This is a genomic window from Rhizobium aouanii (assembly GCF_037002925.1).
Taxonomy (GTDB): domain Bacteria; phylum Pseudomonadota; class Alphaproteobacteria; order Rhizobiales; family Rhizobiaceae; genus Rhizobium; species Rhizobium aouanii.
The window spans coordinates 22,914-44,230 of sequence record NZ_JBAMYD010000002.1; the positions used below are offsets into that span (position 1 = coordinate 22,914).

20 protein-coding genes are annotated in these 21,317 nt (G+C 61.3%); 18 read left to right on the forward strand and 2 right to left on the reverse strand.

Features of this window, described 5'->3' with window-relative positions; genetic code table 11:
- Positions 1 to 51 precede the first annotated feature (51 nt).
- Both V8P77_RS03550 and V8P77_RS03555 read left to right on the forward strand, forming a co-directional pair.
- The gene (locus V8P77_RS03550; RefSeq protein WP_025398259.1) at positions 52 to 819 is read left to right on the forward strand and encodes a 5-oxoprolinase subunit PxpA; all 768 of its coding nucleotides are present in this window, start codon (positions 52 to 54) and stop codon (positions 817 to 819) included.
- A 61-nt stretch (positions 820 to 880) separates the two neighbouring features.
- Complete coding sequence (locus V8P77_RS03555; RefSeq protein WP_335910740.1) at positions 881 to 2,083, forward strand: pyridoxal phosphate-dependent aminotransferase; 1,203 nt, start codon at positions 881 to 883, stop codon at positions 2,081 to 2,083.
- Between the two features lie 13 nt (positions 2,084 to 2,096).
- Here the strand turns inward: V8P77_RS03555 and nac are convergent, their stop codons facing one another.
- Complete coding sequence (gene nac / locus V8P77_RS03560) at positions 2,097 to 3,002, reverse strand: nitrogen assimilation transcriptional regulator NAC (protein WP_041472690.1); 906 nt, start codon at positions 3,000 to 3,002, stop codon at positions 2,097 to 2,099.
- A 248-nt stretch (positions 3,003 to 3,250) separates the two neighbouring features.
- On the opposite strand from nac, the gene V8P77_RS03565 reads away from it, so the two are divergent.
- The 6 genes from V8P77_RS03565 (at position 3,251) to V8P77_RS03590 (ending at position 7,907) form a co-directional block, all read left to right on the forward strand.
- A complete protein-coding gene (locus V8P77_RS03565; RefSeq protein ID WP_335910741.1) occupies positions 3,251 to 4,054 on the forward strand; it encodes an SDR family oxidoreductase in 804 nt (267 codons plus the stop codon).
- Positions 4,051 to 4,758, forward strand: a complete 708-nt coding sequence (locus V8P77_RS03570; RefSeq protein ID WP_335910742.1) for an amino acid ABC transporter permease — start codon at positions 4,051 to 4,053, stop codon at positions 4,756 to 4,758. Before V8P77_RS03565 ends, V8P77_RS03570 begins: the two co-directional genes overlap by 4 nt.
- On the forward strand, positions 4,755 to 5,513 hold the full coding sequence (locus V8P77_RS03575; protein WP_168303959.1) for an amino acid ABC transporter permease: 759 nt from the start codon (positions 4,755 to 4,757) through the stop codon (positions 5,511 to 5,513). The genes V8P77_RS03570 and V8P77_RS03575 overlap by 4 nt, the downstream gene beginning before the upstream one ends.
- A complete protein-coding gene (locus V8P77_RS03580; RefSeq protein WP_335910744.1) occupies positions 5,510 to 6,274 on the forward strand; it encodes an amino acid ABC transporter ATP-binding protein in 765 nt (254 codons plus the stop codon). The genes V8P77_RS03575 and V8P77_RS03580 overlap by 4 nt, the downstream gene beginning before the upstream one ends.
- Before the next feature lie 31 nt (positions 6,275 to 6,305).
- Positions 6,306 to 7,142 (forward strand): ABC transporter substrate-binding protein, encoded by an 837-nt coding sequence (locus tag V8P77_RS03585; RefSeq protein WP_335910745.1) that lies wholly within the window; start codon positions 6,306 to 6,308, stop codon positions 7,140 to 7,142.
- Between the two features lie 90 nt (positions 7,143 to 7,232).
- Positions 7,233 to 7,907, forward strand: a complete 675-nt coding sequence (locus tag V8P77_RS03590) for a 4-carboxy-4-hydroxy-2-oxoadipate aldolase/oxaloacetate decarboxylase (protein WP_335910747.1) — start codon at positions 7,233 to 7,235, stop codon at positions 7,905 to 7,907.
- Between the two features lie 84 nt (positions 7,908 to 7,991).
- On the opposite strand, the gene V8P77_RS03595 is transcribed toward V8P77_RS03590, so the two are convergent.
- On the reverse strand, positions 7,992 to 9,026 hold the full coding sequence (locus V8P77_RS03595) for a LacI family DNA-binding transcriptional regulator (RefSeq protein WP_335910748.1): 1,035 nt from the start codon (positions 9,024 to 9,026) through the stop codon (positions 7,992 to 7,994).
- Positions 9,027 to 9,183: 157 nt separating this feature from the next.
- Here V8P77_RS03595 and V8P77_RS03600 point away from each other — a divergent pair, with 157 nt between their 5' ends.
- The 10 genes from V8P77_RS03600 (at position 9,184) to iolD (ending at position 21,291) form a co-directional block, all read left to right on the forward strand.
- Entirely contained in the window at positions 9,184 to 10,158 is a 975-nt protein-coding gene (locus tag V8P77_RS03600) for a sugar ABC transporter substrate-binding protein (protein ID WP_335910750.1), read from the forward strand.
- Positions 10,159 to 10,260: 102 nt separating this feature from the next.
- Entirely contained in the window at positions 10,261 to 11,310 is a 1,050-nt protein-coding gene (locus V8P77_RS03605) for an ABC transporter permease (RefSeq protein WP_335910751.1), read from the forward strand.
- Positions 11,311 to 11,320: 10 nt separating this feature from the next.
- A complete protein-coding gene (locus tag V8P77_RS03610) occupies positions 11,321 to 12,319 on the forward strand; it encodes an ABC transporter permease (protein ID WP_335910753.1) in 999 nt (332 codons plus the stop codon).
- Between the two features lie 10 nt (positions 12,320 to 12,329).
- Positions 12,330 to 13,151 (forward strand): ATP-binding cassette domain-containing protein, encoded by an 822-nt coding sequence (locus V8P77_RS03615; protein ID WP_335910754.1) that lies wholly within the window; start codon positions 12,330 to 12,332, stop codon positions 13,149 to 13,151.
- Positions 13,152 to 13,259: 108 nt separating this feature from the next.
- On the forward strand, positions 13,260 to 14,165 hold the full coding sequence (locus tag V8P77_RS03620) for a sugar phosphate isomerase/epimerase family protein (RefSeq protein WP_335910755.1): 906 nt from the start codon (positions 13,260 to 13,262) through the stop codon (positions 14,163 to 14,165).
- Positions 14,162 to 15,187 (forward strand): Gfo/Idh/MocA family oxidoreductase, encoded by a 1,026-nt coding sequence (locus V8P77_RS03625; RefSeq protein ID WP_335910756.1) that lies wholly within the window; start codon positions 14,162 to 14,164, stop codon positions 15,185 to 15,187. The genes V8P77_RS03620 and V8P77_RS03625 overlap by 4 nt, the downstream gene beginning before the upstream one ends.
- A 31-nt stretch (positions 15,188 to 15,218) precedes the next feature.
- Complete coding sequence (locus tag V8P77_RS03630) at positions 15,219 to 16,391, forward strand: Gfo/Idh/MocA family protein (RefSeq protein ID WP_335910757.1); 1,173 nt, start codon at positions 15,219 to 15,221, stop codon at positions 16,389 to 16,391.
- A gap of 96 nt (positions 16,392 to 16,487) precedes the next feature.
- Positions 16,488 to 17,429: a sugar phosphate isomerase/epimerase family protein gene (locus V8P77_RS03635; protein WP_335910758.1), complete on the forward strand. Its 942-nt coding sequence runs from the start codon at positions 16,488 to 16,490 to the stop codon at positions 17,427 to 17,429.
- A gap of 116 nt (positions 17,430 to 17,545) precedes the next feature.
- Complete coding sequence (locus V8P77_RS03640; RefSeq protein ID WP_335910760.1) at positions 17,546 to 19,459, forward strand: bifunctional 5-dehydro-2-deoxygluconokinase/5-dehydro-2-deoxyphosphogluconate aldolase; 1,914 nt, start codon at positions 17,546 to 17,548, stop codon at positions 19,457 to 19,459.
- On the forward strand, positions 19,456 to 21,291 hold the full coding sequence (iolD, locus tag V8P77_RS03645) for a 3D-(3,5/4)-trihydroxycyclohexane-1,2-dione acylhydrolase (decyclizing) (RefSeq protein ID WP_335910761.1): 1,836 nt from the start codon (positions 19,456 to 19,458) through the stop codon (positions 21,289 to 21,291). Before V8P77_RS03640 ends, iolD begins: the two co-directional genes overlap by 4 nt.
- Positions 21,292 to 21,317 lie beyond the last annotated feature (26 nt).

Below are 21,317 nucleotides of genomic sequence, written 5' to 3' on the forward strand. Positions count from 1 at the left end.
ACGGGCAGCATGCATGAAAGCAAAGATACCGGCCGTCAAAAGGAAGAACCGATGAAGATCGATCTGAATTCCGACATGGGCGAAGGTTTTGGCCCCTACCGGCTGTGCGACGACGAAGCGATGATGAAACTCGTCTCGTCGGCCAATATCGCCTGCGGTTTCCACGGCGGCGACCCCGATACGATGGGGCGTATGGTCCGGCTTGCGAAACTGAACGGCGTCGGCATCGGCGCGCATCCGGGCTTGCCCGATCGGCTCGGGTTCGGCCGCCGCGAAATAGCGTTTTCGGCAGATGAGCTTCGCCAGCAGATGCTCTATCAGCTCGGCGCCCTGATGGCGATCGCCAAAGCCGAGGGTGTCACGCTGTCCCATATCAGCTTCCACGCAGCCATGGGCAATATGGTCAACCGCGATCCTGTGCTGGCCGACCTGATGATGGATGCGATCGCCACCGTGGATGCCGGCCTCGTCGTCTTCGTCACTTCAGGCAGCGAGATCCAGCAGGCGGCCAGACGCGCGCATTTGAAGACGCTGGCGCTTTTCCTTGCCGACCGGGCCTATGATGCCGAGGGCAGACTTGTCGCGCGCGGGCTCGCTGGCGCCGTCATCAAGGACGAAGCCTCGGTGCGTGCACGCGTACGGAAATTTCTGCTCGAAGGAACCGTCGAGACAATCGACGGAGCGGTGATCGCAATGCCGGCCCGCTCCATTCTCGTCCATAGCGACACACCCGGCGCCTTAGAGCTTGCCGGCATCGTGCGCGGCGAGATCGAAGCCGCGGGCGCCACGATCGCGCCTGCCGCCGAACTCGCCGACTGACACAATCCTGATCGCCTGCGGGCGGTCTCCCGTTCCAATCTCTCATTGAAGGACCATCGCGATGTCCGCCATATCAGACCGCCTGAAAAACGTCTCCATATCCGCCTCCGCCGCCATGACCCAGCGCGCCAGGGAACTGGCCGCCAACGGGATCAAAGTCGTCAGCCTCTCGTCCGGCGAGCCGGATTTCCCCACTCCGGCCCACGCGATCGAGGCGGCCCATGCGGCAGCTCTTGCCGGCGATACGAAATATCCTCCGATGGATGGTACGCCGGCACTGAAGGCCGCCATCATCAGGAAGTTCAAACGGGACAATAATCTCGACTACGATGCCAGCCAGATCGTCGTCTCGGGCGGCGGTAAGCAGGTGATCTTCAATGCCATGCTGGCAACCTGCAATCCCGGCGACGAGGTCGTCATTCCAACTCCCTCCTGGGTCAGCTATGCGGATATCGTCAAATTCGCCGGCGGCGTCCCGGTTGCCGTCCCCTGCCACGAGCAGTCCGGCTTCAAGCTGCGTCCGGAGGATCTGGAGGCGGCGATCACGCCGCGTACCAAGTGGCTATTCCTGAATTTCCCGAACAATCCGACCGGAGCCGCCTGCTCCCGGGCGGAGATGGCTGCCATTGCCGAGGTCATGCTGCGTCATCCCGATGTCTGGATCATGACCGACGATATCTACGAACACCTGGTCTATGACGACTTCCAGTTCTGCACGATCGCCGAAGTCGAACCCAGGCTCTATGAGCGCGTCCTGACGATGAACGGTGTCTCCAAGGCTTACGCGATGACAGGATGGCGGCTCGGCTTTTGCGCCGGGCCGAAAGAGCTGATCTCCGCCGTCAGCAACGTCAACGGCCAGAATGGCGGCGGCATCGCGACGCTGACCCAGGCTGCGGCGACCGCTGCCCTGGACGGGCCTCAGGATCTCTTGAAGGAGCGTGCCGCGATCTACAAGGAAAGACGCAACTTCGTCCTCGACAGGTTGTCGGAAGTGGAAGGACTGCGCTGCCATAGGCCCGAAGGCGCTTTCTACATCTATCCCAACATTTCCGGGCTGATCGGCAAGACCAGCAAGGGCGGGCGAAAGATCGAGACCGACGTCGATTTCGTCATGGCGCTCGTGGAAGAGCATCATGTCGCGACCGTGCAAGGAGCGGCTTACGGAATGAGCCCGTTCTTTCGCATTTCCTACGCCACGAGCATGGAGAAACTCGGCGAAGGCTGCGCGCGCATAGCTCAATTCTGCGGGGATATGCGCTGATCGGCAGCGCGTTTCAGCCCTTCAACCGCGCCGTCAGCTCGAGAAGGATGTCCCGGACGGCAAGGGCCGGTTCCGATAGGGGATTCTGGTCGGAAACGCACAGCGACAGGGTTTCTTCGATCCGCGGCGAGACGAGCCTGCAGATCAGCGGCTCGCTCGATTCCGATACGATACGGTCGGCGATGGCTTTCGGCATGATCGTCGCGCCGAGACCGCTGCCCACCGCGCGGGCGAGCGTGCGAACGATTTCGACTTCCGCCACAACTTTCAAATTGGTGCGGGTGCGTGTGAAGGCAGTATCGACCGCGCGGCGGACGAAATTATAGGCCGGCGGCAACAGCAGCGGTATCCCGTCGAGAGTATTGACCGGAACTGGTTTCGCATCCGCTTCGATCGCAAAGTCCCGATGCGCGACAAGGAAAAACTCCTCGCTGAGGATCGGCTCGAACCGGACGCCTTTGATCGGTCCGGTTCCATGGAGAAGCGCCATCTCCAGCCGGCCGTTCATGATCATCTGGCTATAGGTTTGGCCGACGCTTTCGGTCAGGTGCAGCAGAATACCGGGATGCCGTTTGCGGGTCTCCGCCAGGAGGTCGACCGACAGCGTGGCCGCACTGCTGAAGGGCACGAGACCGACGGACACACGCCCGGCAAGCGAATTGCCGGCTGCGGAGGCATCCGCTTGCGCCTGCTCCATCTGCCGAAGAATAATCTGCGCATGGCGGTACACTGCGTGTCCCGCATCGGTCATGCTGACGCCCTGCTGGCTGCGGATCAGCAGCTTGTGGCCGAAATGCTCCTCCAGTGCGGCAAGCTGCTGGCTGAGCGCCGGCTGGGCGATATGCAAAAGGTCAGCCGCTCGCGTGATGCTGCCGCTGTCGACGATCACGATGAAAGATTTGAGGCGTCTGATGTCCATGAGGATCGGGGTACCGTTCTGATGTGCGCGGCTTACATGTTTGCAGACACGCAGTGCTTTTGCAACGCGACGCCGTCACTGCTTTCCTCAGGCCCGGACGCCGCAAGCTGATGCCCGGCATCAGCTCTTTCTCTTCTTCAGCAGCCTGCGCCGGCTCCATAACCGTTGCTTATTGCTCCAGAGATAATCGGTCTTAGGCAAGGGGTTTAAGCTTCGCTACTGTCTCGATCAACAACAAGGGAACGACAATGCCATTCTCCGACTACAAGACCGCACTGGTGACCGGCGCATCCTCCGGTATCGGCGCAGCCGTGGTGGAGCGGTTCCGCCGGGAGAACATCGAGGTCCATGCCGTTGCCCGCAGCGCCGAAGCGTTGCAGCAGCTGGCCGCGCGGACGGGCTGCGTCGCCCACGTCATCGATGTGACCGACCGTCAGGCCATGGCAGAGCTCACACGTCGGGTGGAGTTCGATATTCTCGTCAACAATGCCGGTGTCGACCGGCCGAAGAAATTCCTGGAAGCCGACGAGGGCGATATCGATCTCCTCGTCGACGTCAATCTCCGAGCGGTCCTGCACATCTGCCGCATGGTCGTGCCCGGCATGGTCGCGCGCGACCGTGGACACGTCATCAACATCTCGTCGATCGCCGGCGCCTACAATTTTGGCGGCAACTCATCCTATCACGCCACCAAGGCGGGGGTCAGCATGTTGTCCAACCAGCTGCGCATCGACGCTTTCGGCAAGCGGGTGCGCGTCACGGAAATCTGCCCCGGCCGGGTCGCCACCGACATTTTCAATCACGTCCACGGCGATGATCCCAGCATCCGCGAACGGTTCATCGACGGCTTCGAACTGCCGCAGGCGGCCGATATCGCCGACGCAATCGCCTTCGCCATAGCAGCCCCCGTCGCCGTCAACATCGGGCACATGGAGATCACGCCGACGCTGCAGGTCATGGGCGGGCTGCAGACAGCAAAGCCCCAGTCTGCGGCGAAGCCGGATCAATCCGCTGCGGCGAAGACGGATCAATCCGGGGAGCCAAACCCGTGAGCGGTTTCGACCTTTCGGCAATCCTCGGAAATCCGGAATATACCGCCATGCTGCTGCATGGCATTAAGATGACCTTCATCATCTATGCCGGCTCCTGGTCTATGGCGATGGCGCTGGCACTTCTGCTGCTGGCTTTGCGTTTGTCGCCCTTTCGCTTCGGTGGTCCGTTAGTAGCCGCTTACGTCTCCTACCACCGGAACGTCCCCACCCTGGTTCAGCTGATGCTGTGGTATTTCGGGATTTTTACCCTGATGCCGAGCGGGGTAGCCGAATGGCTGGCCGTCCATAATGCCGAAGCCATCTTCGCCGTGATCGGGCTCGGGCTCTGCCAGGCGGCCTATTTCAGCGAAGATCTTCGGTCGGGCGTGCGCTCGGTCAATTCCGGCCAAATGCAGGCAGCCCGCGCGCTTGGCCACGACTACATCTCGGCGATGCGTTTCGTCATCATGCCGCAGGGCGTGCGCAACGCCCTGCCGCCGCTCATCAATCACAGCGTTTCCCTGTTCAAGAACAGCAGCCTCGCCGTCGTCATCGGAGCCTCGGAACTGACGCATGCCGTCAAGGAGATCGAGAACCTCAGTTTTCGGACCTTCGAGATTTACCTGATCGGCACGGTTCTCTACCTTTTCTTCTCGCTCGTGATCATGAGCATCGGCGCCTATCTCTCCATGCGCGCGGATCCTGCCAGGAGCGCGCGCGCATGATCCACGACATGATCGCCATCGTCCAAGACTACTGGCTGCTGCTGCTGATCGGCCAATATCCGAACGGGCCGCTTGGCGGGCTCGCCAATACGCTGATCCTTTCGGCACTCAGCATCGCTCTCGCCTTTCCGGTCAGCATCCTCTTCGCATTGGCCCGGCTCTCCAGGTCGCCGCTACTGCGCTGGCCGGTCACGGCGCTCGTCTATTTCACCAGGGGCGTGCCGCTCTTGATGCTCATCCTGTGGAGCTATTTCCTCGTTCCTCTGCTGACCGGCGCCGATGTGCCGAGCTTCGTCACGATGCTGACGACACTCGTTGTCTATCAGAGCGCCTTTCTGAGCGAAGTCGTCCGTGCCGGCATCGTTGCGCTTGGACCGGGCCAGATGGACGCGGGGCGTGCGCTTGGCCACGGTTATTTAGGTGCGATGCGCTTCATCATCCTGCCGCAGGCGCTCTACAACATGATCCCGAGCATCATCTCCACCTTCGTCTCGACGATCAAGGACACGACACTCGGCTACGTGATCAACGTGCCGGACCTGACCTTTGCCGCAAGCCAGGTCAACAACCAGCTCCTGACCCAACCTTTCCAGGTCTTCCTCATTCTGGCGATCGTCTACTTCGCCATCTGCTGGACGCTCACCTACTTCGCAAATCGCCTCGAGCGGAGCATCACACGGCGGCGTGCGGGACTTTCCAACCTTCCCTCTGCCGCCTTGGTCGCGCCATCGAAAATCATATCGGAGCAGCTATGACCATGTCAGTTCCAGCCCAGGAATTGCAGACAATCCGGCTTTCGCAGGTCTGCAAGAGCTACGGCGACTATCCGGTCCTGAAGGATATCGATGCGCAGGTCTCGCGCGGCGAAGTCGTGGTCATCTGCGGGCCATCCGGTTCGGGAAAGTCGACTCTGATCCGCACGATCAATCGCCTCGAGGAGATCAACAGCGGATCGATTACGCTCGACGGGCAAAACATCCACGCCGCCATGCGGGCGAAGGAACTCAATGCACTGCGCAGCCGGATCGGCTTCGTATTTCAGAACTTTAACCTGTTTCCGCACCTTTCGGTGGTCGAAAACGTGTCGATGTCGCCGATCCGGGTAAAAGGCGTGGCGCCGGATGTTGCAGAGGACAAGGCACTCACGCTTCTCGATCGGGTCGGTCTCGCCGACAAGGCGCGGGCCTATCCCGGCCAACTCTCAGGCGGCCAGCAGCAGCGGGTGGCAATCGCCCGCGCCCTTGCCATGGAACCGCCGGTGATGCTGTTCGACGAACCGACCAGCGCGCTCGATCCTGAAATGGTCGGCGAAGTGCTGGCCGTCATGAAGAGCCTGGCGTCCGAAGGCATGACCATGCTCTGCGTCACCCATGAAATGGGTTTCGCGCGCGACGTCGCGGATCGGGTCTGGTTCATCGATGCCGGCCAGATCCTCGAAATGGCGACACCCCAGGAATTCTTCAAAAATCCAAGCCATCCCCGTGCACAGCGTTTCCTCGCTGATCTCAGGCATTGATACCAACCACCAAAAACAAAGGAGAACAGCAATGAACTGGAAATGCTTAACCCTCACCGTCGCATTTGCCGGCATGGCGGCGGCCTTGCCCGCACAAGCCGATCAGCTTGAGAACATCATGTCGGCGAAAACCCTGCGCTGCGCGACTTTCGCCGACGTTCCTCCCTTCGCGTCGCCCGATCCGAAGACTCGCGAAATGGCCGGTTTCGACGTCGACCTCTGCGGCGCCATCGCCAAGGAATTGGGCATCAAGGCTGAAATCAAGCCGGTTTCGGTCGAAGCGCGCGTGCCCGAGGTCAAGCTCGGCCGCGTCGACATCACCGTTGCCAACCTCGCCTATACTCTGAGCCGCGCCGAGCAGATCCAGTTCAGCGATCCCTATTACCTCGCCAAGGAAATGCTGATCGTGCCGGCCGACGATGCCGGCAAGAAGAAGGCCGATTACGCAGGCCAGCGCATCGCTTCGACCAAGGGTTCGACCTCCGAGATGTCGATCAAGCTCAACAAATCCGACCCGCTGACCTTCCAGGATACCGCCTCTGCCTATCTCGCCGTCCAGCAGGGCAAGGCGCGCGGCATGGTGGCCAACACCATGACGACGACCAAGTTCGTCAATGAATCGAAGAGCAAGGGCAAGGCAATGCGGATGATCGAGGAGCCGATGCTGTACCAGCCGATCGGCATCGGCATGGCCAAGGATCAGCCGGCGCTGACCGCCAAGATCAACGAGATCCTTCGCAAGCTCGACACATCGGGCGAGATCAACAAGATCTGGGACAAGTGGCTCGGCCCGGATACCGAATACAAGATGACGCGCACCGACAAGGTCGTATCGCTCTCCGAGCTGAAGTTCGACCCGATCCCGTAAGCCGATCGGCAGCGGCACCATCCAATGACGATATCCAACGAAATCAGACGGCGGGACACGCCCGCCGTCGGCCAACGATGTGAGGCATCCATGATCCATATTAAAGATATTGCCGAACGGCCAAGCAAAGCCGATATCGACGCCGTTTCCAAATTTTCGCCCGCGACGATCCACGAGGCCCAAGGGCGCCGCGGAGCTCTTTCCTCCCGCCTCAAGCCCGTCGACTACCGCATGAAACTCTGCGGTCCGGCCTTTACGGTGAAGTGCGCGCCGCGTGACAACATCATGCTACAGCTTGCCATCAACTACGCAAAGCCGGGCGATATCATCGTCGTATCGGCCGGCGAGTACGAGGAGGCCGGATCCTTCGGCGACGTGCTTGCCAATGCCTGCCTGGCAAAGGGCATCGGCGGCCTCGTGACCGACACCGGCGTGCGCGACACGCTTCAGCTGAGGGAACTTGGCTTTCCGGTGTTCTCGCTCAGCGTCTGCATCAAGGGGACGGTGAAGGAAACTATTGCGGCGGTGAACGACACAATCATCGTCGGCGGCGAAATCATCCATCCCGGCGACATCATCGCCGGCGATGCCGACGGCCTGGTGGTCGTGCGCCGCCAGGAGGCGCAGGAAGTCGCCAGGCTGTCACAGGCCCGAGAAGAGGCAGAGGCCGGCTATATCGCGGCATATAAGCAGGGCAAATCGGTCATCGAGGTCAGCAATCTGGAACCGGTGCTGAAAGCAAAGGGCCTTGTCGCCGACATCTGAGACGACCTCCAGGCCACATCCTTATAAGCTAGCCTTTTCAGTCGCGGCCATGGCGACCGGTGACCCTGGCGAAGAAACCGACTCTCAAATGTTCTCGGGTGTTACGATTTCGAAGGCAATGGTGCGCTGAATCGTGCTGCCCGACGCGCCCTGCGTGATCGTCTCGATCATCGTCTGCACCAGAACCGCAGACGTCTGTTCCAGCGGATGACAGAGAGCTGCGGTAATCATCCCTTCCGACAGACCTATTCGTGTCTCCGGACCAATATCCCGGCAAACGAGACGGATGCTTCGGCGCCGTTCCTGGGGAATTTCTCTCAGAGCCCGCAAGACGCCCGAAATGCCGCCACCGACAATCAGGATGCCCGTGAGGTCATCTGTCGTCGCCAACAATTCCTTGACCATCCGGTAGGCCTCATTCGGCTCCTCGTGGGTGGGGCGGCTGTCCTCAATGGTCAGATGCGGCGCATGTTCGCGCACATAGGAGCGGAAGCTTGCATCGGCGACGTCCTGACATTGGTAGCGGTGGTTGCCGATGAAGACGGCAATGCGTCCTGGCCCGTGGGTCATTTGCGAGATGAGCCACGCCGCCGTTCGTCCCATCTTCCAATTGTCGGCACCGACGTAGGCGGCCCTTTCCCGGGCCGACTGGTCGGTAATATAGGCGATGACCGGCTTGCCCTTCTCGCGCAGCTCTCGGATGGCCTGGGCGATAACCGGGTGATCCGCGGCGATCACGGCGACGGCGTCACAATTTGCACCCAGGGCTTTGAGCCGGCCGGCAATATTCTCCGGCGTCAACAGATCGACGAAGTCGATGACGGGGTCGACGACTTCATCACGTCTCGCGTGGCAGGCCTCGACGATTTTCTTGCCGAAGAGCTGATAGAGTTCACGGCTCGATTGCTGCAGCAGAAAGCCAAGCCGATACTTCGGCACCGACTTGCGCAGCCGATCCTCGATCGCGCCGGCGCCGTAAAAGCCGATCCGCTCCGCGGCGGCCTGGACGCGCTGCACTGTTGTGCCTTTGACGGAGGCGCTTCCGCCAAGAATTCTGTTGACGGTCGCAATGGAGACATCCGCCTCTTTGGCAAGATCGGAGATGGTCGGCCGACGCATATTTTCCCTCCATCGTCATCGCATTCATATCATTATGAGTGATATACCATGATACTTTTTACATGTTTAGTATGATTTTGCATTTCTGAAATTTCAAGCGGTGATATGTTTCTCCTCACGGTCCTGCCAGGGAGGCGGACCAAGGGAGGAAATTGAGATGACTAAATTTCGCCGCCTCGCGGCAACCGTATCGGCTGCCGCCATTATGACCTGCGCTGCAACGGCCGTTCTGGCCGCCAACATTTTCGTCGTGGGCGGTAAGCCGGACGATCCGTTCTGGTCGATCGTCAAGCGTGGCGCCGAGGATGCCGGCAAGGTCGTGGAGGCGCAGGGTGGCAAGGTCGTCTGGCTCGGGCCTCAGAACTACGACAATCTTGGGGTCGATGCGGCTGAACTGATCCGTCAGGCCATCGACCAGGGCGCTGATGCGATCGTTGGTCCGGACTGGGTGCCGGAGGCCATGGATCCCGCCTTCAAGGCGGTCGTCGACAAAAAAATTCCGTTGGTCATCTATAACGCCGGCGGCATCGAAGCTGCCGACCGTCTCGGTGCGATGAACTATGTCGGCTCCAACGACTATCTGTCCGGCAAGGCTGCGGGCACCTATTTCGCCAAGCATGAATTGAAGAACGCCGTCTGCCTCAACACTTTGCCTGGTGCGGCAAATATCGAAGCTTTCTGCAAAGGCATGATCGAGGGTGTAACGGAAGGCGGCGGCGCAGGCTCGTCTCTGCCGCTTCCGGCAACCTCCTTCGGTTCGGCGACTGCCGTGGCGCAGGCGCTGAAGGCGCATCTTCTGCAGCATCCCGAGATCAATGCGGTGTTCGCGATTGGCAACGTCGACACAAATTCGGCGGTCAACGGTGTGACGCAAGCCGGCAAGCAGGGTCAGGTGAAGGTCTGCGGTATGAACATGGATGAAACCATCCTGAACAATATCAAGGGCGGCACTCAGCTTTGCGCGATCGACCAGCAGGGCTATCTGCAGGGCTACCTCGCAGTCTCAATCCTCAACGGCAACGTCAACTATGGGCTTACCGTGCCGACCCGAGAAATCCTGACCGGCCCCGGCGTCATCGACGCCTCGAACGTAGACGCCACCTTGGCGGGTGTGAAGGCTGGCGCCCGCTGACTTCGCCGAGCGTCGTGAAGCTGCCTGCCCCTCACGCAGGCGGCTTCGCGTCTTCCAAAAGCGTCGGCCGTTACCGGTCATCGGCTTCATTGGTGGTATCAAATGAACATGAGAAACAGTGTCCTTGCCTCCTCCGCTCCTTCAGGCGGCCAAAATATCAAAGCGACCATCGGTCAGCTTTCCCGCCGCCCTGAAGCGGGCGCGCTGCTGGGCTTGGCCATGGTGTTCGTCTTCTTCGGCTTGGTGGGCGGCAAGGTCTTTCTGTCCTTGGCGGGCTATGCGAGCTGGCTTAACGTCGCAGCCGAAATTGGCATCGTCGCGCTTCCCATTGGGCTGTTGATGATCGCCGGCGAAATGGACCTCTCGATCGGCGCGGTGATCCCGGCAGCATCCCTGACGGTGGCGATCATATCAGGTCATTACGGTCTTCCCGAGATTGTGGGCATTTCCGCCGGTCTGGGCGTCGGGCTCATCGTCGGGCTTTTCAACGGTTACCTGGTCAACCGCACACGCGTCCCCTCTTTGATCATCACCATCGGGTCGATGTTCGCAGTCATGGGACTGACTCTGGGCTTCACCGTGCTCATCGCCGGCAGCACCGGCGTGTCACTCGTGCCGAGCCCGGTCGCCAAAGCGATCCTCGGCGATTTCATCGGCGGCATGTTTCAGGTGACGATCTTCTGGTGGGTGTTGTTCGTGGCGGCGTTCTTCTGGCTGCTGCACATCTCGCCCATGGGCAACTGGATCTTCGCTCTCGGCGGCGACAAGGTCTCGGCCCGCAACGCCGGCATTCCGACGGAAAGGCTGACCATCGCGCTCTACATGCTGTCGGGCATTTCTGCCGCTTTCGTCGGCGTCAGCCAGGTGCTTGTCTATCAAAGTGCGCAGGTGCTCGGCGGCCAATCGTTCATCTTCAACTCGATCATGTGCGTGGTCATCGGCGGTGTGCTCCTGACCGGAGGTGCCGGATCGGTGGTGGGCATCGTTTTCGGTACGCTCACCTTCGCGATCGTCAATCAGGGCATCTATTTCACCGGCATCGACCCGAACCTCGGCAGCGTCATCATAGGGGCGCTCCTGCTGCTCGCCGTGATGATGAATGACAAGTTCCGGCTGATGGCGATGTCCTACGCAGCGAAAAAGAAAAAGTGAGGGCGGGCAGATGAGTGGCTTTTCCATTGGACTATTCGTGCGCCGGCCGGAATTCGGTGCCGTCTTGAGCTTCGCCGCAGTGATTGCTTTTTATGTCGCCTTCGGCGGCGTGAGCCTCGGCACGCTCTTCGGCGCGGCAAGCTGGGTCAACTTCGCGGCCAATCTCGGCATCGTCGCCTTGCCCGTCGGTCTTCTGATGATCGCCGGCGAGCTCGACATCTCGATCGGCGCGATGATCCCGGCGGGCTCGATGTCGATCGCCATCCTCTCGGGCTATTACGAGTTGCCGATCGTCATCGGCATGTTTGGGGCGCTTGCCATCGGCGTTCTCGTGGGACTGCTCAATGGTTTCCTGGCGGTGCGCACGAGCGTGCCCTCGCTGATCATTACCTTGGGTACGCTGGTTGCGGTGCAGGGTCTCGTCCTTGCAGGATCGGTCATTTTGACCGGGGCAGCTTCGGTTCCGCTCAATGCGCCGGCCTGGGCCAAGACGGTGTTCGGCGACCTCATTCAGGGCAAATTCCAGGTGATCATCCTGTGGTGGTTTGCGCTCACGGTGGTCTTTGGTTTCGTGCTTCACGCCACGCGCTACGGCAACTGGATTTTTGCGATGGGAGGAGACGAGGTGAGTGCGCGCAATGCCGGCATCCCGACCGACCGGCTCAGGATCGCTCTCTTCGTTCTATCGAGCACGGCCGCCTCTTTCGTCGGCATGTGCGGCGCCATCCTGTTCAATTCCGCGCAGGTTTCGGGCGGCATGAACTACATCTTCAATACGGTCGTCTCGATCGTGGTGGGCGGCGTGCTGCTCACCGGCGGCTTCGGTTCGGTCGCCGGGATCTTTCTCGGCGCGCTGACCTTCGCCGTCGTCAACCAGGGCATCTACTTCACCGATATCGACCGAAACTGGTCCAACTTGATCATCGGCGTGATGCTGATGGCCGCCGTTCTGATGAACGACACGTTCCGGCAGATGGCGTTGAGCTTCGCGCCGAAGAAAAACAAGTGAGTATGCAACAATGTCCGACAATATTCCGATCCTTGAACTTCAAAATGTCGACAAGAGCTTCGGTCCGATCGACGTCCTGCACGACATCTCGCTCAAGGTCCGTGCCGGCGAAGTGCTCTGCCTGCTCGGCGACAACGGCGCCGGCAAATCGACACTCATCAAGACGCTTGCCGGCGTTCACAAACCGACGCGCGGCACCATCCTGATGGACGCAAAGCCGGTCGAATTCAGCGGACCGCGCGACGCGCAGGAGAAGGGCATCTCGACGGTGCATCAATTCGGCGGCACATTTCCGCTGATGTCGATCGGCCGCTCCTTTTTCGTCGGCGTCGAACCGACCAAGGGCTGGGGTCCGTTCAAGATCTATGACCGCAGGAAGGCCAACGAGATCGCCGTCAAGGCCGTGCAGGACTTCGGAATCACCCGCATCGACGACGGCGATCGTCTCGTCGGTGGGCTTTCCGGCGGCGAACGCCAATCGCTTGCGATCGCCCGGGCCGTGCATTTCGGGGCGCGTGTGCTCATCCTCGACGAGCCGACCGCAGCCCTCGGCGTCAAACAGGCGGCGCATGTGCTGCGGATCGTCAACGAGGCGAAGCGGCGAGGTCTGGCCGTAGTCTTCATCACCCACCAGGTCATGCATGCGATGGCGGTGGGTGATCATTTCGCCGTGCTCATCCGTGGGGCAATCGCCGCTGATTTCCGCAAGGGCGACAAGACCCGCGAGGAGATTACCGACCTGATGGCCGGCGGGGAAACCATGGCCGACCTCGAGGCCCAAATCGACACTTACATGGCAAGCCACGAGGGGCATCCGCCGCCGGCCCAGTAACCGCTGACGGCACCACAAACGAGACAGCGCAAAACGCACAATATCCGGCAGCGCCAGAAAATACCGCCGCCGGGGAAGGAAAATCATGTCCGGAATCTGGAGGTCAAAATGAAGATCGCACTCGACCCCTTCATGCATCGGCATCTCTCCCTCGAGGAGTTGCCCAGGAAGGTGAGGGAACTCGGTTACGACTGGATCGAACTATCCCCGCGCGGAGATTTCCTCGAATGGTTCAAGGCGCCGCGTGTGTTTCCTGAACGGATCAAGTCGTTCAAGCGCGCACTGACGGAGGCGGACGTCGGCATTGCGTCGATCCTGCCAATGTACCGCTGGGCCTCCAATGATGAAGTTGAGCGCCAGGCGGCGGTGAAGCATTGGAAGCGCGCGATTGAGATCGCCGTCGAGATGGAAGTCGACACGATGAATTCGGAGTTCGGCCGCGGCCCGCACCCGGATAAGGGATCGTGCTACTGCTGCCATACCGGGTCTATGATCGAGGCATGCGAGGACGCCTGGTGGCGCTCTATGGAGGAACTGGTGCCGATCTTCGAAAAGGAAGGCATCACCCTCCATGTCGAACCGCATCCGGAGGACTGGTGCGAGACGCTGCAGCCAGCGCTCGACATCATCCGCACGGTCAATTCGAAGAGCGTCAAATTTCTCTACTGCGCTCCGCACACCTTCTATTTCGGCGATGATACGAAGGCGATGCTGCGTGAGGCCAAGGACGTTCTGGCCCATGTGCATGTCGGCGACACCTTCAACCACAAAGCCTCGTCCGGCCTTCGTTATATCCTCAACCCGCCCGGCACCAACGCCCGGGTGCACCAGCACCTCAATATCGGGCAGGGAGAGGTTCCGTGGGACGATTTCTTCGGCACGCTGGCCGAGATCGGCTTCGACGGCATCATGACCGCCTGCGTCTTTGCCTGGGAAGACAAGGCAGACCAGAGCAGCACCTTCATGCGCGCCGAAATGCAGCGTTACATTGATAAGTACCGGGGGGCAAAATGACCCTTCAGGTTGGCATAATCGGCACGGGTATGATTGGCCAGGATCATATCCGCCGCCTGACGAACGTCGTTTCCGGTGTCGAAATCGTGGGTGTTACCGATATCGACCAGGCCCGCGCTGCCGCTGCCGCCCCCGCAGGGGCGGAGGTGTTCGCCACCCCCTCGGCTCTGATCTCTTCGGAAAAAGTGCAGGCCGTGATCATCTGCTCATGGGGGCCGGCACATGAGGAGCAGCTGCTCGCCTGCATCGCCGCCAGCAAGCCGGTCTTCTGCGAAAAGCCCCTGGTGACATCCGAGGCGGCCGCGCTTCGCGTGATGGAGGCCGAAGTGGCCTTCGGCCGGCGGCTCGTGCAGGTGGGCTTCATGCGCCGCTTCGATGCCGATTATCGCCGCCTGAAGGCGGTCATCGACGGCGGAAAACTTGGCGCGCCGCTCATGTTCCATTCCGTGCATCGCAATGCTTCGGTTCCCGAGGGGCTGTACACGTCGGAGATGCCGCTGAATGACACGCTCGTCCATGATGCGGATATTTCCCGCTGGCTGCTGTCGGACGAGGTCAATGGAGTGGAGGTGCGTGTTCCGCGCCGCTCCTCGCGCGGTGGGGAATTGCGCGATCCGGTTTTCGTGCTCCTGCACATGGCCTCGGGCGCGCTTGTTGACGTCGAGATTTCGGTGAACATCGCCTATGGCTATGACATCCGCGGTGAGATCAGCTGCGAGGCAGGTGTCGCCGCGCTGCCGAACCGCCCGGCAACCGTGATTTCAGATTCGAACGGCATTCGTCAGGCGATCCCCGAGGATTGGCGCGAGCGCTTCATCGACGCTTACGACCAGGAATTCCGTGAATGGATCGCAGCCGCCTCTGAGGGCACGGCGAGCGGCCCTTCCACCTGGGACGGATACGCGGCCACGCTCGTGGCCGATGCCGCTCTTCGTGCCGTGGTGAGCGGCCGCCTCGAACCGGTCGCGATGATACCGAAAGCCAATCTTTACGGACCTCCGACCGCCATGGCGGCGGAATGACACTATTGGCTACTACAGGAGCGATGATCGGATGATCAACGGAGAAAGATCCATCGAGCGCTCCCTGCGCTGGGGCATGGTCGGCGGCGGCCGTACCGGGCAGGTGGGCTACAAGCATAGAACCGGCGCAACGCGGGACGGCACCTACCGGCTCATCTGCGGAGCCTTCGATCTCGACGCCGAGCGCGGACGCGACTTCGGCACGAAGCTCGGCGTCGCTGCGGGCAGGTGCTACGGCGATTATAAGGAGCTGATCGCCAAGGAGGCCGGGCGTGAGGACGGTATCGAGGTCGTCTCGATCGCCACGCCGAACTTCACCCATTACGAGATCACCAAGGCGTGCCTCGAAGCCGGTCTTCACGTGATCTGCGAAAAGCCGCTGTTCTTCACCGTCGCCGAATGCGACGAGGTCGCGAGGCTCGCCGAAGAGCAGGGCCTGATCGTCGGCGTCACCTATGGCTTCACCGGCCATCCGCTGGTTCATCAGATGGCGGCGATGGTCAAGAAGGGCATGCTCGGCGATATCCGCATCGTCGACATGCAATATACCCACGGCTTCAACGCGGGTGACGATGCGGGCGCCGGCGAAGCCGTGAAATGGCGCACCAATCCCAAGACGGCTGGCCCGACCTTCGTTCTGGGCGATATCGGCACGCACCTCTACTATCTCTCCGAAGTGGTGCTGCCGCATATGAAGATCGAAAAGCTGCTCTGCGACCGCAAGGCCTTCATTCCGACCCGTGCACCGCTCGAAGACCATGCGACCGTTCTCATGCATTACGACAACGGCGCCCGCGGCCGTCTTTGGGTGTCCTCGGTGAATGCCGGCAATATGGGTTCGCAGCGCTATCGTTTCGTCGGCTCCAAAGCCTCGATCGAATGGTCGGATTCCCACCCCGACCAGCTGATTTACGAAATACAGGGCGAGCCGAACCGAACCCTGCACCACGGCATGCCCTACCTCGAAGAGGAAAGCCTCGCCTTCGATCGCATGGGCGCGCTGCACACCGAAGGGCTCGGCGACAGCTGGGCGAACATCTACCTCTGGATCGCCCAGGCGATCGACGCAAGACGCCGCGGCGACGAGGCCTTCCTCAAGCGCCATCATTATCCCGGCATCAAAGCCGGCACCGAAGGTGTGCGCTGGCTGGAAAACTGCGTCCGCTCGGCAGACGCAGGTTCGGCCTGGGTCGAGTTCAAGTGATCGAACAGGGGGCGTGCCGGATCTCCTCCATCCTCCTCCCAGGCGCGTCCCCGACACTCTCTTTTAGTCTGACACCCTTTTTAGAAAGACAATGACATGAAACTTTCGATCTGCACCGACGTGATGGGCGACCTCTCCTTCACCGACATGCTCGACAAATGCGTCAAACTCGGTGTTGAGGGTATCGAGATGACCGGCGGCGGCTGGTCGCGCGGGCCGCACTTCCGTGCGGACGAGTTGCTGGCCGACAGGGGCCTGCTCAAGACCAAGCTGAAGGAAATCGGAGCCCGCGGCCTGGAAGTCGCCGCGTTGAATTGCTCGGCAAACCCGCTCGACCCGGGTGACATGGGCAAGCGCCACCGCAAGGAAATGGAAGACACCATCCGGCTCGCCGGCGAAATCGGCGTGAAGAAGATCGTCACCATGTCCGGCCTGCCGGAAGCCGCCCCCGGCGACACGGTGCCGAACTGGCTCGTCTACACCAAGAGCTGGCCGAACGAGATGCCTGAGCGCGACCGATATCAGTGGGAAGATCGAGCCTTCCCGCTCTGGCACGGCCTTGTCAAGCTCGCCGAAGAAGTCGGAGTCGAAAAATACGCGCTGGAAAACTTCTCGGCCATGCTCGTCTGGAATCCCGAAACCCTCTTCCGCCTGCGCAACGAAGTCGGCCCCAAAGTCGGCATGAACCTCGACCCGTCGCACCTGATGTGGATGGGCGCCGACCCGATCGCCTCCGCCCGTGCGCTGGGCGATGCCATCCATCATTGCCATGGCAAGGATACCCGCATCGAGCGGGGCCTGGCCGATGTCAACGGCTTGCTCGAGCTCAAGGACGTGACCGACGTCGCCAATCGCAGCTGGAACTATGTCGCCGTCGGCGCCGGCCATGACCTGCAATGGTGGAAGGAGTTCTTCTCCGTGGTGCGCATGGTCGGCTACAACGATTGGGTCAGCCTCGAGATGGAAGACTTCACCATGTCGACCGAGGCGGGCATCCAATCCTCCATCGACGCGCTGCAGGCAACAATCAGCCGTTGATGGACAGGCGCGGGCGGTCGTTCGCCCGCGCCCCGATTCGTCGTTTCTTGTGAGACGCCGACGATACCAAACCCGATCACCATGACCGAATTCAATACTATTGCGAGGAAACCGACATGACCAAGACATTGGACGTGATCACGATCGGGCGAGCCGGCGTCGACCTCTATGGGGCACAGGTCGGAGGACGGCTGGAGGATATGGGATCCTTCGAAAAATATATCGGCGGCAGTCCGACCAACATTGCCTGCGGGACGGCGCGACTGGGCCTCAAGTCGGCGCTGATCTCCCGGGTGGGCGATGAGCATATGGGCCGCTTCATTCGCGAGGAGCTTGCCCGGCATGGCGTCGATGGCAGGGGCGTCGTGACGGATCCCGAGCGGCTGACGGCACTGGTCATTCTCGGGATTCGGGACGAGGAACGTTTCCCGCTGATATTCTATCGGGAAAACTGTGCCGACATGGCGCTTTGCGAGAAGGATATCGACGAGACTTTCGTTTCCGGCGCCCGTTCGGTGTTGGTGACGGGAACACACCTCTCCCATCCGCGCACGGAAGCGGCCGTGCTCAAGGCGCTCGGCTTTGCGCGCAAGCATGGCGCCAAGACGGCGCTCGACATCGACTATCGTCCAAACCTTTGGGGAATGGCCGGCCATGGCGAAGGGGAAAGCCGCTATGTGGCAAGCGGGCAGGTGACCGAAAAGCTCCAGACGACTCTTTACCTGTTCGATTTGATCGTCGGGACAGAGGAAGAATTCCACATCGCCGGCGGGACGACCGATACCGTGGCGGCTCTGCGGGCCGTGCGCGCCGTGACTGCGGCGACGCTCGTCTGCAAACGCGGCGCCAAAGGGGCGGTCGCATTCGAAGATGCAATACCGGACAATCTGGACGAGGGCATTTCCGGCGAAGGTTTCCCGGTCGAAGTCTTCAATGTTCTCGGCGCCGGAGACGGTTTTTTCGCCGGGCTGCTGAAAGGCTGGCTCGATGGCGAGGATTGGTCGACCGCGCTCAGATACGCCAATGCCTGCGGCGCTTTTGCCGTCTCTCGTCACGGCTGCACGCCGGCATATCCGTCACTTGAGGAGCTGAATTTCTTCCTCGAGCGCGGCATGACGCGCCCCGACCTGCGCAATGACCCCGCGCTGGAGCAGATACACTGGTCGACCAACCGGCATGGCGACTGGTCTGAGATGCGCGTCTTCGCCTTCGATCACCGGATGCAGCTCGAAAGCATGGCGGGCTACACGCCGTCGAAGGGCGGCGCCTTCAAGGAGCTTTGCCTTGAAGCGGCACTCAAGGTACAGAACGGGCGTTCCGGCTACGGAATCCTCTGCGACGACCGGATCGGCCGGCGCGCACTCCACGCCGCCTCCGGGACCGGCCTCTGGATCGGTCGTCCCTGCGAGTGGCCGGGGTCTCGACCGCTTAGCCTGGAGCCGTCGCTTGGTCCAGATTGCGGGGGGCTCTCGGAATGGGCACGCGAGAATGTCGTCAAGGTGCTCTGCTTCTGCCACCCCGATGACGACGATGCGACCTGGGCTCGGCAACTGGCGGAAGTGCGGCGACTTTACGTGGCCTCGCGACGCAACAGGCTGGAATTCCTGCTCGAGGTCATCCCTTCCAAGGTCGCAAGCATCACCACGGACACGACAGCGACACTGATCCGCAGCTTCTACGCCGAAGGCATCTATCCTGACTGGTGGAAGCTGGAACCGATGGACGAGCCCGAAGCTTGGACGCGGGTCTGTGCCGCCATCGAGGACAACGATCGTCATACAAGAGGGATCGTCGTCCTCGGCCTGGATGCGCCGGAGGACGTGTTGAAGGCGAGCTTCGAAGTTGCCGCGCGCTTCCCGCTCGTCAAGGGATTTGCCGTCGGCCGGACAATCTTCGGCTCGGTCGCCCGCGGCTGGTTCGAGGGCTCGATCAGTGACGAAGAGGCCGTCGAGGAGATGGCGAAACGATATTCCCGCCTTTGCACGGTCTGGGACGGCGCGCGGGCGCGCGTGCAGGAGGCAGCAGAATGACAACGATACGACTGACCGCCGCGCAGGCTATGGTAAAATGGCTCTCGGTCCAGATGACGGAGAATGGCGAACGCTTCATCGAAGGCGTCTGGGCAATCTTCGGTCACGGCAACGTCGCCGGCATCGGAGAGGCGCTGCATGGGATCGGCGACGCCCTTCCCACGTGGCGCGGCCAGAACGAACAGACCATGGCGCATGCGGCAATCGCCTATGCGAAGACGCTGAAGCGCCGGCGCGCCCAGGCGGTGACATCGTCGATCGGCCCGGGCGCCACCAATATGGTCACGGCTTGCGCGCTTGCCCATGTCAACAGATTACCCGTGCTTTTCGTACCCGGCGATGTATTCGCCAATCGCCGCCCCGAGCCCGTGTTGCAGCAGATCGAGGATATGAACGACGGAACCGTCAGCGCCAATGACTGCTTCCGGCCGGTCTCGGCCTATTTCGACCGGATCGCCCGTCCCGAGCATCTCCTGACTTGCCTGCCGCGAGCCCTGGCCGTCATGACCGATCCCGGCAGTTGCGGCCCCGTGACGCTCGCCTTCTGCCAGGATGTGCAAGCAGAGCTCTACGACTACCCGCAAGCATTTTTCGAACCGAAGGTGTGGCGCATCCGCCGTCCCGAACCGGATCCGCGGGAAGTCGCAGATCTTGCCGATGCCATCCGGGCTGCACGCAGGCCAGTGATCATTTCCGGTGGCGGCGTCATCTATTCTGAGGCCGAGGCCGAGTTCGCCGCATTCGCGGAAAAGCATCATATCCCATTTGTCGAAACACAAGCCGGGAAGGGTGCCAACAGCTGGGAGCACCCGCTGAATTTCGGGTCGCCTGGTGTGACCGGATCGGCGTCGGCCAATGTGCTTTGCGCCGACGCGGACCTCGTGATCGGCATCGGCACGCGCTTCCAGGATTTCACGACAGGCAGCTGGGCGCTCTTCCGCAATCCCTCGCGCCGGCTCGCTTCGATCAACCTTGCCGGATATGATGCAACAAAGCATTCGGCATTGCCCTGTGTCGGTGATGCCAAGGTCACGCTCAAGCGCCTGTCCACCGCGCTCGAGGCGTATCGCGGGCCTGACGTCGATGCCGGGAGCAGGACCGACTGGCACCAAACGGTCGAGCGCGTGACGGCGGCACCGGAGGCTGATGGACCTGCCAATCTGCCCACCGATGCGCAGGTCATCGGCGCCGTGCAGCGGGTGGCGACGGAAAACTCCGTGGTCATGTGTGCGGCGGGCACCATGCCGGGCGCACTGCAGGTGCTCTGGCAATCTGCCAAGGGCGGATATCACATGGAATATGGTTTCTCCTGCATGGGGTACGAAGTGGCGGGCGCCATGGGCATCAAGCTTGCCCGGCCTGACAAGGAGGTCATCTGCTTCGTCGGCGACGGCTCCTACATGATGGCCAATTCGGAACTCGCAACCGCCGTCATGCGGCGGGTGCCGTTCACCGTCGTGTTGACCGACAACCGCGGTTACGGCTGCATCAACCGTCTTCAGATCGAGTGCGGCGGTGCCGAATTCAACAACATGTACAAGGACTGCAATGTCGACGTGCAGCCCGAGATCGATTTTGTCGCGCATGCCGCTTCGATGGGCGCCCATGCCGAAAAGATAGGGTCCATCGCCGAGCTCGAGGCACGCATCGTGGCGGCGCGGGAACGGAACATTCCGAGTGTTCTGGTGATCGACACCGATGCGGTTCCCGGGACCGACGCAGGTGGCCACTGGTGGGACGTTGCCGTCCCGCAGGTCGGCGGCCCGGAGCGGCTCGAGCAGGCCCGCGCGCGTTACAACGAAAATGCCGCCAACCAACGCGCGTTCGATTGAAGGACAGCGTGCTCCCGTTACACGGC